Raw genomic sequence first — 12,258 nt, forward strand, 5'->3', positions numbered from 1 at the left:
CACGCGGCTGTCACGCCTGCGCCCTAAAAAAGCGGCCTGTCCATTGCCACCGATTGCCCATGCTGCCCTCCGAAATCCTGTGGCCTTCGGCCGCCCTCGTGCTGGCCTGGCCGCTGCTGCGGCAGCGTTGGGCCCTGTCGCGCGCCAAGCACCGTTCGCTGGCGGGGCATTCGCGGCTGGCCAAGCGCCTGGCGCGCTGGCTGCCGGGCTACAGCCTCGATGAACAGCGGTTTTTCGACGCCGACGGGGCGGGCCCGGCCATCGCCGCGCGCCGCCGCGCCGCGTTCGACGCGCTGAGCGCCGGCTTCGAACAGCGCCATGCGCGCACCCTGGCCCTGACGGCCGAGGCCCGCGAGGGGCTGCCCGATCTGCAACTGACGGGCCGCTACCGGGTGCCTTTCCCGTTCAGCGACCTGGTGAGCCGGCGCCTGCGCGTCGGCGCCTTCCTGCAGGCTGCCGAAGGCCGGCACCTGGTCGATCTGGATGGCCAGCGCTTCATCGACCTGACCGGTTCGTACGGCGTCAACGTGTTCGGCGCCGATTTCTACAAGGCCTGCATGGCCGAGGCGGCGCAGCGGGCGTCGGCGCTGGGCGGTACCCTGGGCGCCTACCACCCCTGCGTGGCCGACAACGTGCAGCGTTTGCGGGCCCTGTCGGGGCTGGACGCGGTCTCGTTCCACATGTCCGGCACCGAAGCCGTGATGCAGGCCGTGCGGCTGGCCCGCTACCACACCCGCCGGCGGCACCTGGTGCGTTTTGCGGGTGCCTACCACGGCTGGTGGGAAGACGTGCAGCCCGGCCCCGGCAACCCGCTGCCGCCGCGCGAAACCTACACGCTGGCCGACATGAGCGAACGCAGCCTGGCGGTGCTGCGCCAGCGGCGCGACATTGCCTGCGTGCTGGTCAATCCCTTGCAGGCGCTGCACCCCAACCACAATGCCCCGGCCGATTCGGCGCTGTTGGCCGGCCGTCGCAGCGCGGGCTTTGACCGTGCGGCCTACACGCGCTGGCTCCAGCGCCTGCGCGAGGTCTGCACCGAGCGCGGCATCGTGCTCATCTTCGACGAGGTGTTCCTGGGTTTCCGGCTTGCGCCGGGCGGGGCGCAGGCCTACTTCGGCGTGCAGGCCGACATGGTCACCTACGGCAAGACGCTGGGTGGTGGCTTCCCGGTGGGGGTGGTCTGTGGCCGGGCTGCGCTGATGCAGCGTTTCCGCCCCGAGCGGCCCGCCGACCTCTGCCTGGCGCGCGGCACCTTCAACGCCCACCCCTGGGTGATGGCCGGCATGGCGGCCTTTCTCGACCGCCTGGCATCGCCCGCGGTGCAGGCGCTGTACGCCGACCAGGACGCGCGCTGGAATGATCGCGCCGCCCGCTTCAACGCGGCCATGGCCGAAGCCGGCCTGCCCGTGGTGGCGACGAACCTGCAGAGCATCTGGACGCTGGGCTTCACCGAAGCCTCGCGCTACCACTGGATGTTCGCCTACTGCCTGCGCTGGCAGGGGCTGGCGCTGAGCTGGGTCGGCACCGGGCGCCTCATCTTCAGCCTCGACCTGGGCGAAGCCGAGTTCGACGAGGTGCTGCAGCGCTTCCTGGCGGCGGGGCGCGACATGCAGGCCGGCGGCTGGTGGCTGCCGCCGGGCCAGACGCCGGCAGCGGGGCCATTGCGCCGCCGCATGGCCCGGGAATGGGGGCGGGCGGTGCTGGGCCGGCGGGCCTGACGGGGCGGGGGCTTTGGCGCGGGGCGCGGCCATCGTGCCCGACTCAGCCGTGCGACGGGTGGCCCGGGTCCATCCACTGTCCGCGCAGCAGGTGCAGCGGCGCGCGGTGGTAGAGGCGGATGTCGTTGACCGGATCGGTGACGATCTTGGCCAGCCACACCAGCCCGGTGCGCACGTCGCGCAGGAAGAACAGGTGCACCGTGCGGAACAGCAGGCCGCCGATGCCGATGGCCAGCCACAGCGCGCCGACCTGGCGCACGTAACCGCCCCAGCCCTCATGCACCGGCAGCAGGCCGAACAGGCCCGGGGCCGTGGCCAGCAGCAGCGGCGCGGCGGCCCACAGCGCCATCAGCACCACCTTGCGCCGCAGGTTGTAGCCCACCTTCACGTCTTCCTTGTAGGCGTGCGTGACCTGGTTGATGGCGTCGTAGCCGCGCGGCTCGAAGAAGAAATGGCCGGCCTGGCGCGAGGTCATGGACACCAGCCAGGCGATCAGGGCCGACACCACCGGGTCGATCCACAGCCAGGCGTAGGCGACCAGAAAGCTGATCGCGCTGACCAGGTGCAGCGCCTGGTTGATGCGGCTGTGGTGGTAGTAGCGGTGGTCGTCCCAGCGCTGGGTCCTCAGGTCATCGAGAAAGCGGTTCACGGGCGGTCCTTCCAACAGGGTTGAGGGTCCGCCATGCTGTCGCAAGCGCATGAAAATCCGGTGACAGCACGGTGCCGACACGCCGCTGTCACGGGGATGCCGCGGTGTCACACCACTGCCGTGTGTGGCCCCGAACATGGCGCCATGGACAGCTTGCGTTCCCAGGACATCGTGCTGCAGGACTTTCCTGCCGCCCTCCCTTCGTTGCGCCTGGCCGTGGTCACCGAGACCTGGCCGCCCGAGATCAACGGGGTGGCGCTCACCCTGGCGCGGCTGGTGGCCGGCCTGTGCGAGCGCAACCACCAGGTCCAGCTCGTGCGGCCGCGCCAGCGGCCCGATGACGCGGCGCTGGCCGCCGGCAGCGTGCAGGAACTGCTGGTGCCGGGCATGCCGATTCCGCGCTACCCCGAGCTCCGGCTGGGGCTGCCCGGGCGCAAGGCGCTGATCAACGCCTGGTCGCGCCAGCGGCCCGACCTGGTCCACATCGCCACCGAAGGTCCGCTGGGCTGGTCGGCGCTGCAGGCGGCACGCCGTCTGCAACTGCCGGTGACCTCGGACTTCCGCACCAACTTCCACCGCTACAGCGCCCACTACGGCCTGGGCTGGCTGCGCAAGCCCATCGCGGCCTACCTGCGCAAGTTCCACAACCTGACGCAGTGCACCATGGTGCCCACGCGCGCCCTGTGTGCCGAACTGCTGTCGCAGGGGTTCGAGCGCCTGCAGGTGGTGGCGCGCGGGGTGGACACCACGCGTTTCCATCCCGGCCGGCGTGACGAACACCTGCGCGCCGCCTGGGATGTGCAACCGGGCGAACAGGTCTGGCTCGTGGTGGGGCGCCTGGCCGCTGAAAAGAACCTCGACATCGCCCTGCAGGCGTGCGAGGCGGTGCGTGCCGACCCGGCCATCCGCACCCGCGTGCGGTTGGTGCTGGCGGGCGACGGGCCGCAGCGCGCCGCGCTGGCTGAACGTTGCCCGGATGCCCGCTTTCTGGGCATGCAGAGCCAGGACCAACTGGCGGCCTGCTACGCCTCAGCCGACCTGCTGCTGTTTCCCAGCCTGACCGAAACCTTCGGCAACGTGACGCTGGAAGCGCTCTCCAGCGGCCTGCCGGTGCTCGCCTTCGACACCGCGGCGGCGGCCGAGTGGGTGCGGCACGGGCACAACGGCTGGGTCGTGCCGGCGGGTGATGCGCCCGCCTTCGTGGCCCAGGCCCATGCGCTGGCCACGGCGGGCGAATGCCTGGCCGGGGCCCGCGAGGTGGCGCGCGCTTCGGTGGCCGACCTCGACTGGCGGCAGATTGCCGCCCAGGTGGAAGGCGTGTTCGTGCGGGTGCTGGAGCAGGGCCCGTGGAGCGCTCCCCAGCGCCGCGGGCTGGCCGACGGATACCGCCCGCCAGCGCTGCCCTGAAAACACAAAGGGCCCGCCAAGGCGGGCCCTTTGTGGGGCGAGGGGGTGGCTGAAGAATCAGCTGCCGATGAGGCCGCCGTCGTTCTTGGTGATCACGATGGTGGCCGAGCGCGGACGCTGGCCCACGCCGTAGCCGACGCTGGCGGGCCAGTGGCTTTCGTACTTGGCCGGGTTGCCGATGTCGGCCATGTTCGTGTTTTCACCCGGGTGCTGGATGTTCACGAACAGGGCGCGGCCGTCGGGCGTTTCGGTGATGCCGGTGATCTCGGCGCCCTTGGGGCCGACCAGGAAACGCTTGAGCGTGGCCGGGGTCTGCGGCTTGCCGGCATGGGTGGTCACCGTGCGGTTGCCGTGGGTGAGGGTGCGCGTTCCGCCATCGCCCACGCGGCCCGGTACGGCGGCCAGCAGCATGCAGTTGGTCTTGTCGGTGTAAGCGCCGTCGTCGGTCTCGATCCAGCACAGGCCGGTGGCCTGGCTGAACACCAGCCCGTCGGGGGAGGACAGGTCGTTCGCGTCGCTCAGGTTCGACAGGTTGATGGTCGACTTGTCGGCGCCCGCCTCGGCGGCGAACAGGAAGATGTCCCACTTGAACGCGCTGGCGGCCGGCTGGGTTTCGGCCAGACGGATCACGTGGCCGTTGACGTTGCCCTTTTGCTCCTTGCCGTTCTTCAGATCGGTGTAGGAGCGCGGGTTGGCCGCATCGGTGGCGGCCGGGGTGCGGTTGCTGTTGTTGGTGAGGGTGATGTAGACCTCGCCGTTCTTCGGGTTCACGCCGGCCCATTCGGGGCGGTCCATCTTGGTGGCGCCCACGGCGTCGGCGGCCAGGCGCGTGAAGACGGCGATGTCGGCCGCGTTCTTGAACTCGAAGTACGAGCTGCCCGCGATGACCGGGTTGTCCATCGACAGTTCCAGCCATTCGCCCGAGCCGTCGTCCTTGAAGCGGGCGACATAGAGGGTGCCCTTGTCGAGGTACTTGTCGCCGGCGGCCAGGCGGTTGGCGGGTTCGGCATCGGCGGCGTCCCAGCGGGCGGCCGAGACGAACTTGTAGATGTATTCGCCCCGGGCGTCGTCGCCCATGTAGGCGACCACGGGCTGGCCGGCCACCGCGCGGGCGAAGGTGCAGTTTTCGTGGCCCAGGCGGCCCAGCGCGGTGCGCTTGCGCACGGCCTGCGTTTTGTCGTAGGGGTCGATTTCCACCACGTAGCCGAAGGTGTTCATCTCGTTGCGGAAGTCGTCCTTGGCGCTGGCGGCCAGGGCGCCGTTGTTCCAGCGTGCGTAGCGCTCGTCGCTGCCGCCGCTTTCCCAGCCGTGGCGGCTGGCCGCGCCGGCCTTGCGGCCGTAGCGCACCAGGGCCTGCACCTGCTTGTCCTTCTTGCGACGGTCATCGTCCTGTGCGTCGCGGAAGAAGTAGCCGAACCAGTTTTCTTCGCCCGACACGTAGGTGCCCCAGGGCGTCTTGCCGCTGCCGCAGTTGTTGAGCGTGCCGCGCGCCTTGGTGGCGGTGGGGTCGTAGCGGGTGACCAGGTGTTCGCTGCCACGGGCCGGGCCGTGGATCACGGCGTCGCTCATCGTGGTGACGCGGCGGTTGAACGGCGAAGCCTTCTGGTAGGCCCAGCGCTTGCCGTCGTTCTGCAGCTCCACGACCGACAGGCCGTGGATCATCAGTTCCTTGTCGATTTCCGAAGCCGGGCGCGGCAGGGTGGAGGCGCCGCCGTTGGCGTGCAGGAAGAAGGACGAGAGCTTCTGGTCGGTGGTTGCCTCGTGGTTCATGGCGATCACGCCACGGGCCGAAGCGGTGCGCGAGGGCTTGCCCTGGGCGTCCAGGCCGAACCACTCCATGCCGTCGTGGTGGTCGCCGGCGCGCTGGTCGAAAGCGGTGTCGCTGCCGTCGTTCTTGAAGTCCGGGGTGCTGGCCGACAGCGGATCGCCCAGGGCGTAGACGATGGTGGCGGTGTAGCCTTCCGGCACCACCACCATGTCGGCCATGCTCTTGGCCACGGGCTTGAAGCCGAGGCTGCCCAGCGGGCTGGCGACGGCGCCCTGGCCGGTGCTGGCGCAGGCGGTCAGGCCGGCCGCGCCCACCAGGCCGGCGCCGCCGAGGGCGCCCCGCAGCAGGCCGCGGCGCGACAGACGGGCCTGCACGATCTGGTCGATGTGCGGGTTGGGGGTGGTGTTGGAGTCTTCGTCGTTGAAGGGGTCCAGCGGACGGGACAGGTCGTGTGCCATCAATGTGCCTCGTGGGTTGGTCTGAAACCCTGGCAGCATCGGTCCTGCGTGTGAAACCTTTGTGACGGTTCGATGGCGCACCGGTGACGGGCGCCATCGCCCCCCGCACCCGTCAGGTGGCGGCGGTGTCGGCCGGTGTGTCGTCGGTCTGGAAGCTGTCGCGGTACGTGAAGTAGACCGAGGCGTGGAACAGCGAGGCCATCAGCAGCACCATGGGGTAGAGGATCACCCCCAGCAGTGCCGGGCCGAGCAGGGCGGCCATGAGGCTGAGCACAACGCTGCTGGCCATGAACATGAACACCCAGCCGGCCATGTAGGCCAGCATGGCGCCCTTGTTCGCCCAGCAGGCCATGACGCTGTAGAACAGGCTCTGGGCCGGGCCGATGCCGTGCCAGTGGGTCAGCGCCGGGGCATGCCAGAAAGCCATGCCGATGGGCAGGTACAGCAGCATGGCCAGCCACAGGCCGCCGCCCAGCAGCGCGTCACGGGCCAGCTCGGTCGGGTCGGCATCGGCCGGCGGCGGGGGCGCGCTGGCCGGGTCACCGCCCACCAGCGCGGCCAGCCCCAGCACCACGGTGACGGCCACGGCGTAGATCAGGCCCAGGGTCAGCAGCGTGCGGGTGCGCTGGCGGTCGGCCCGGAAACCGGTCAGCAGCAGGCTGGGCATGGGGAAGCGGCCGGCGTCGGCCTCGCGGGAGGCGGCCATGATGCCGAGCGTGGCCGCAGGCACCAGCACCAGGGCCACCACCGAGCCCACCACCGGCACCAGTGCCAGCACCGTCACCAGGGCCATGAACATGAAAAACAGGCCTGCCAGCGCCAGGGGCTGGCGCAGGAAGGTGCGGGTTCCGAGGCGGACCCAGGTGAAGCCGGTGCGGGCGGGAACGATGTGAAGCTTCATCGGCGCGAGAACAAACGCGAAAAGACAGGGGCGCGGCGCGCGGGCAGGGGGAGCGGCCGGTCAGGCCGGGACGGCGCAGGGCGCGCGCAGCAGGTCGAGCGCGTCCGCGCGGGCCAGCCGTTCGCGCAGCACGCGCTCGAAATGGCCCGGGTCGTGGGGTTGGAGCATCGAGGCTTCGCGCGGCAGGAACCAGTCCCACAGGCGCGAGAGCCAGAAGCGCAGCGCCCCGGCACGCAGCATGGCCGGCAGCAGCTCGCGCTCGGCGGCCGTGAGCGGGCGCACCGCTTCGTAGGCCGACAGGAAAGCCTGCGCCAGGTCGGCGCGGTGCCTGCCGTCGGTGGCATCGGCCGCGTGCACGACGCACCAGTCGTTCAGGCACACCGCCAGGTCGAACAGCCAGGTGTCCTGGCCGGCGAAATAGAAGTCGAAGAAGCCGGTCAGTGCTTCGCCTTCGAACATCACGTTGTCGCGGAACAGGTCGGCATGCACCGGGCCACGCGGCAGGGCGGCATAGGCCGGCAGGGCGGCGACGTGGTTCTGGTAGGCCAGTTCGGCGCGGATCAGCTCGTTCTGCGCCGGCGACAGGTGCGGCAGCACCACCGGCACGGTTTCGTTCCACCACGACAGGCCGCGCAGATTGGGCTGGCTGAGTGCGAAATCGCGTCCGGCCAGGTGCATGCGGGCCAGCGTGCCGCCCACGGCGGTGCAATGGCGCACGCCCGGGGTCAGTTCGCTGCGGCCTCGCAGCTTGGTCACCACGGCCGCCGGTTTGCCAGCCAGTGTGTGCAGGATCTCGCCCTGGCTGTCGGCGGCAGGCGCCGGCACCGGGATGCCCTTGCCTGCCAGGTGCTGCATCAGCCGCAGGTAATACGGCAACTGGTCGAAGCCCAGGCGTTCGAACACCGTCAGCACGTGCTCGTGCGTCTGGCCATCGTGCTCGCAGGTGGCGAAATAATTGGTGTTTTCGATGCCACCCTGGATGCCGCGCAGGCCGGTCAGCACGCCCAGGTCCAGGCGTTCGATCAGGGCCGCAGCTTCCGCGAACGGAACGTCGGTGTAGACGGCCATGGCCGTCAGAAGCTCATGATGCGCCAGCGGCTGCGCCCGGCGTTCGTGGCGCTGCCCGAGCCCACGTTTTCACCGCCGGAGACGGGGGCGACCTCGTAGCCCGCACCGCCGTTCTTGGGTTGCACGTTGATGCTGCGGGTTTCGCCGCCCACGCGCAGTTCCTCGATGCGGCTGCCCGCGTCTTCGTGCTGGATGCGCTCGATCAGCTGGTTGTTGCGGTCCGCCTCGATGCCCTGGGGCGCTTCGGCCGGGGGCGGCGTCTGGGCATGGGCCCCGAAGCTGAAAAGGCACAGGCCCAGCGACAGCAGGGCAGACGGAAGGAGGAGGTTTCGGGCGCGCATGAACCGGATTGTAGGCAAAGGGCCGCCACCTGGGGCGGGCTGTGCCTTGTGCCCCACAATTGCCGCATGTCCGACGCAAAACCTTCCCTGCTGCTGGTCGATGGCTCCAGCTACCTGTATCGCGCTTTCTTCGCCGGCGGCGACGCCATGAGCATCACCCTGCCCGATGGCACGGTGCAGAAAACCGGTGCCATCCGCATCATCATCAACATGATGCAGAAGCTGCTGAACGACTTTCCGGCGACCTACGCAGCCTGCGTGTTCGATGCGAAGGGACCGACCTTCCGCGACGCCCTCTACCCCGACTACAAGGCCCAGCGCAGCCCCATGCCCGACGATCTGCGCAGCCAGATCGCGCCCATCCACGAAGTGGTGCGCCTCTCGGGTTGGCCGGTGCTGGACGTGCCCGGCGTGGAGGCCGACGACGTGATCGGCACGCTGGCCGTGGCCGCGGCCAACCAGGGGCTGGACGTGCTCATCAGCAGCGGCGACAAGGACCTGGCGCAACTGGTCAATCCACACATCACCATCCTGGACACCATGAGCGGCAAGCTGCGCGATCTGGCCGGGGTGGAGGCCGAGTTCGGTGTGCCGGCGCGCCTGATGCTGGACTACCAGATGCTGGTGGGCGACCAGGTCGACAACGTGCCGGGCGTCAACAAGGTCGGCCCCAAGACGGCGGTGAAGCTGCTGCAGGAATACGGCTCGATCGACAACCTCATCGCCCAGGCCGACCAGGTCAAGGGCGCCGTGGGCGAGAACCTGCGCCAGGCGCTGGACTGGCTGCCCATCGGCCGGCAGTTGCTGACCATCAAGACCGACTGCGACCTGAACGGCTGGGTGCCCGGCCTGCCGTCGCTGGACGCCATCCGCATGGGCGAACCGCAGAAAGAGCCGCTGCGCCGCTTCTACGAAACCTATGGCTTCAAGGGCCTGGCCAAGGCGCTGGGTGGCGGGGAGGCGCCCGCCGCGCCGGCCCCGGCGCCCGGTGCCAGCGACGACCTGTTTGCCGAGCCGACCGCGGCCGTGCCGGCTGCCAGCACGCTGGCCTACGACACGGTGCTGGCCTGGGACGCTTTCGACGCCTGGCTGGCGAAGCTGGCGGCGGCCGAGCTCACCGCCATCGACACCGAAACCACCTCGCTCGATGAAATGGTGGCGCAGATCGTGGGCATCAGCTTCAGCGTGACGCCGGGCGAAGCTGCCTACATCCCGCTCGCGCACGCCGGGCCGGACGCGCCGGAGCAACTGCCGCTGGACGACGTGCTCGCCAAACTCAAGCCCTGGCTGGAAGACCCGACCAGGCACAAGCTCGGCCAGCACATCAAGTACGACCGCCACGTGTTCGCCAACCACGGCATCGAGGTGCAGGGGTATGTGCACGACACCATGCTGCAGAGCTATGTGCTGGAAGTGCACAAGCCGCACGGCCTGGCCAGCCTGGCCGAACGCCACCTGGGCCGCAGCGGCATCAACTACGAAGACCTGTGCGGCAAGGGCGCGCACCAGATTCCGTTCGCGCAGGTGGACGTGGCCAAGGCGGCCGAGTATTCGTGCGAAGACAGCGACATGACGCTGGACGTGCACCGCACGCTGTGGCCGCAGATCGAAGCCGACGCCAAGCTGAAGTTCATCTACGAGCTGGAGATCGCCAGCAGCGAGACGCTGTACCGCATCGAACGCAACGGCGTGTTGATCGACGCGCCCACGCTGGCCAAACAGAGCCACGAGCTGGGCCAGCGCATCTTTGCGCTGGAGCAGGAGGCGTATGAGATCGCCGGCCAGCCGTTCAATCTGAGCAGCCCCAAGCAACTCGGCGAAATTTTCTTCGACAAACTGGGCCTGCCCGTCATCAAGAAAACCGCCACCGGCGCCCGCAGCACCGACGAAGAGGTGCTGGAAAAACTGGCCGAGGACTACCCGCTGCCGGCCAAGATTCTGGAACACCGTTCGCTGAGCAAGCTCAAGGGCACCTACACCGACAAGCTGGCCCAGCTCGCGCTGCCCCGTACTGGCCGCGTGCACACCCACTACGCGCAGGCGGTGGCCGTGACCGGGCGCCTGTCGAGCAACGACCCCAACCTGCAGAACATCCCCATCCGCACCGCCGAAGGCCGCAAGGTGCGCGAGGCTTTCGTGGCCGCGCCGGGCCACGTGATCGCCAGCGCCGACTACTCGCAGATCGAGCTGCGCATCATGGCCCACCTGAGCGACGACCACGCCCTGCTCAAGGCCTTCCAGGAAGGGCAGGACGTGCACCGCGCCACCGCGGCCGAGGTGTTCGGCATCACGCCGGCCGAGGTCAGCAGCGAGCAGCGCCGCTACGCCAAGACCATCAACTTCGGTCTGATCTACGGCATGGGCACCTTCGGTCTGGCCAAGTCGCTGGGCATCGAGAACGCGGCCGCCAAGACCTACATCGACCGCTACTTCGCGCGCTTTGCCGGCGTCAAGCAGTACATGGACGACACCCGTGCGCTGGCCAAAGAGCAGGGCTATGTGGAGACCGTGTTCGGCCGCAAGCTGGTGCTGCCCGACATCAAGAACGCCAAAGGCGCCAAGCAGGCCGCGCTGGAACGCCAGGCCATCAATGCGCCCATGCAGGGCACGGCAGCCGATCTCATCAAGCTGGCCATGGTGGCCGTGCAGAAAGCGCTGGACGACCAGGGCAAGGGCACCCGGATGATCATGCAGGTGCACGACGAACTGGTGTTCGAGGTGCCCGAATCGGAAGTGGACTGGGTGCGCAGCGAAATCCCGCGCCTGATGGCGGGCGTCGCGCAACTCAAGGTGCCGCTGCTGGCCGAGGTGGGCGTGGGGCCGAACTGGGAGCAGGCGCACTGAACGGGGACCACACGATCTAACAGTGCAAACGCGAGAACAGGTGACCCACGAGTCACCACCGCAAAAAAAGGGGGGGGACAATGTCAAAAACTGAACGCCTTCATCAGCTTTCCAAAACCCTGCGGCAGCGGAGGCGCGTCACGCTGGCGGAACTGATGCAGACGCTGCAGGTCTCGCGCGCCACCCTGATGCGCGATCTGGATTGGTTGCGGGTGGAACTGGGGCACCCGATCCACTGGGACCACGAAGCGCGTTGTTATGTGTGGCGTGAATCCGAGTTGGCGGGTGAGCAGCCCGAGGAGATGGCCGGCCTGTGGCTCAGACCGTCCGAAGTGCTGGCGCTGGTGACGCTGGACCAGTTGCTGCGCGACATCCAGCCCGGCGACCTGCTGCGCGGACACCTGCAGCCGCTGGAAAACCGGCTGACCAAGATGCTCAAGCAGTCGGGCCTGGACCGATCCGCCCAAAGCCTGCTCGGGCGGCGCGTTCGCGTCATCGGCCTGTGGCAGCGGCGCGTGCCGCCGCAGTGCTTCGAGACCGTCGGGCTGGCGCTCACCCAGCGCCTGCGCCTGCGTATTCACTACCAGGCGCGCGGCTCCGGCCAGAGCAGCGAACGCAGCGTCTCGCCCCAGCGCCTGATCCACTACCGCAGCAACTGGCTGCTGGACGCGTGGTGCCACGAGCGCGACGAACTGCGCAGCTTCAGCCTGGACAACATCAGCCAGCCGCAGATCGAAGACACGCCGGCCATCGACCTGCCCGAAGACGAGCTGGACCAGACGCTGGGCAACGGCTACGGCATCTTCAGCGGCAAGGAAGTGCAATGGGCCACGCTGCGCTTTTCGCCCGAGCGCGCCCGCTGGGTCGCAGCGGAGCAGTGGCACCCGGCGCAGAAAGGCGAATGGGACAGCGAAGGCCACTGGCTGCTGCAGATCCCCTACATCGACGACCGCGAACTGGTGATGGACATCCTGCGGCACACGCCGGAGGTGGAGGTGCTGGCGCCTGCGGCGTTGCGCGAGCGGGTGCTGCAGAGGATGCGGGACGGGGTGGCTCGGTGGGGTGTCTCATGAATTGAGACCGTCGTCTGCTCAAAATCACTGC

The 12,258-nt window shown here is 69.0% G+C and carries 9 protein-coding genes; 4 read left to right on the forward strand and 5 right to left on the reverse strand.

The features are described 5' to 3' along the window. The first annotated feature begins 59 nt into the window (after positions 1-59). The gene (locus QQK43_RS00895) at positions 60-1,718 is read left to right on the forward strand and encodes an aminotransferase class III-fold pyridoxal phosphate-dependent enzyme (protein ID WP_284306239.1); all 1,659 of its coding nucleotides are present in this window, start codon (positions 60-62) and stop codon (positions 1,716-1,718) included. Between the two features lie 43 nt (positions 1,719-1,761). On the opposite strand, the gene QQK43_RS00900 is transcribed toward QQK43_RS00895, so the two are convergent. After that, complete coding sequence (locus tag QQK43_RS00900) at positions 1,762-2,367, reverse strand: hypothetical protein (protein WP_234263198.1); 606 nt, start codon at positions 2,365-2,367, stop codon at positions 1,762-1,764. 144 nt (positions 2,368-2,511) lie between these two features. Here QQK43_RS00900 and QQK43_RS00905 point away from each other — a divergent pair, with 144 nt between their 5' ends. After that, positions 2,512-3,774 (forward strand): glycosyltransferase family 4 protein, encoded by a 1,263-nt coding sequence (locus tag QQK43_RS00905; protein ID WP_284306240.1) that lies wholly within the window; start codon positions 2,512-2,514, stop codon positions 3,772-3,774. Between the two features lie 57 nt (positions 3,775-3,831). Here the strand turns inward: QQK43_RS00905 and QQK43_RS00910 are convergent, their stop codons facing one another. The 4 genes from QQK43_RS00910 to QQK43_RS00925 form a co-directional block, all read right to left on the reverse strand. After that, positions 3,832-6,000: a PhoX family protein gene (locus tag QQK43_RS00910; RefSeq protein WP_284306241.1), complete on the reverse strand. Its 2,169-nt coding sequence runs from the start codon at positions 5,998-6,000 to the stop codon at positions 3,832-3,834. Between the two features lie 112 nt (positions 6,001-6,112). Then, positions 6,113-6,901 (reverse strand): BPSS1780 family membrane protein, encoded by a 789-nt coding sequence (locus QQK43_RS00915; RefSeq protein WP_284306242.1) that lies wholly within the window; start codon positions 6,899-6,901, stop codon positions 6,113-6,115. A gap of 60 nt (positions 6,902-6,961) precedes the next feature. Then, positions 6,962-7,969, reverse strand: a complete 1,008-nt coding sequence (locus QQK43_RS00920; protein ID WP_284306244.1) for a homoserine kinase — start codon at positions 7,967-7,969, stop codon at positions 6,962-6,964. A gap of 5 nt (positions 7,970-7,974) precedes the next feature. Then, positions 7,975-8,310: a hypothetical protein gene (locus tag QQK43_RS00925; RefSeq protein WP_284306245.1), complete on the reverse strand. Its 336-nt coding sequence runs from the start codon at positions 8,308-8,310 to the stop codon at positions 7,975-7,977. Between the two features lie 66 nt (positions 8,311-8,376). On the opposite strand from QQK43_RS00925, the gene polA reads away from it, so the two are divergent. Both polA and QQK43_RS00935 read left to right on the forward strand, forming a co-directional pair. Beyond that, positions 8,377-11,154: a DNA polymerase I gene (polA, locus tag QQK43_RS00930; RefSeq protein WP_284306246.1), complete on the forward strand. Its 2,778-nt coding sequence runs from the start codon at positions 8,377-8,379 to the stop codon at positions 11,152-11,154. 80 nt (positions 11,155-11,234) lie between these two features. After that, positions 11,235-12,227, forward strand: a complete 993-nt coding sequence (locus QQK43_RS00935; RefSeq protein ID WP_284306247.1) for a helix-turn-helix transcriptional regulator — start codon at positions 11,235-11,237, stop codon at positions 12,225-12,227. Positions 12,228-12,258: the final 31 nt, after the last annotated feature.

Origin of the sequence: Hydrogenophaga electricum, assembly GCF_030160815.1 — a bacterium.
Taxonomy (GTDB): domain Bacteria; phylum Pseudomonadota; class Gammaproteobacteria; order Burkholderiales; family Burkholderiaceae_C; genus Hydrogenophaga; species Hydrogenophaga electricum.

Excerpts from the sequence above, each read along its gene's own strand:
- QQK43_RS00895 (WP_284306239.1), top strand. The coding sequence starts at position 60 with ATGCTGCCCTCCGAAATCCTGTGGCCTTCGGCCGCCCTCGTGCTGGCC.
- QQK43_RS00905 (WP_284306240.1), top strand. The coding sequence starts at position 2,512 with ATGGACAGCTTGCGTTCCCAGGACATCGTGCTGCAGGACTTTCCTGCC.
- QQK43_RS00910 (WP_284306241.1), bottom strand. The coding sequence starts at position 6,000 with ATGGCACACGACCTGTCCCGTCCGCTGGACCCCTTCAACGACGAAGAC.
- QQK43_RS00915 (WP_284306242.1), bottom strand. The coding sequence starts at position 6,901 with ATGAAGCTTCACATCGTTCCCGCCCGCACCGGCTTCACCTGGGTCCGC.
- QQK43_RS00920 (WP_284306244.1), bottom strand. The coding sequence starts at position 7,969 with ATGGCCGTCTACACCGACGTTCCGTTCGCGGAAGCTGCGGCCCTGATC.
- QQK43_RS00925 (WP_284306245.1), bottom strand. The coding sequence starts at position 8,310 with ATGCGCGCCCGAAACCTCCTCCTTCCGTCTGCCCTGCTGTCGCTGGGC.
- polA (WP_284306246.1), top strand. The coding sequence starts at position 8,377 with ATGTCCGACGCAAAACCTTCCCTGCTGCTGGTCGATGGCTCCAGCTAC.
- QQK43_RS00935 (WP_284306247.1), top strand. The coding sequence starts at position 11,235 with ATGTCAAAAACTGAACGCCTTCATCAGCTTTCCAAAACCCTGCGGCAG.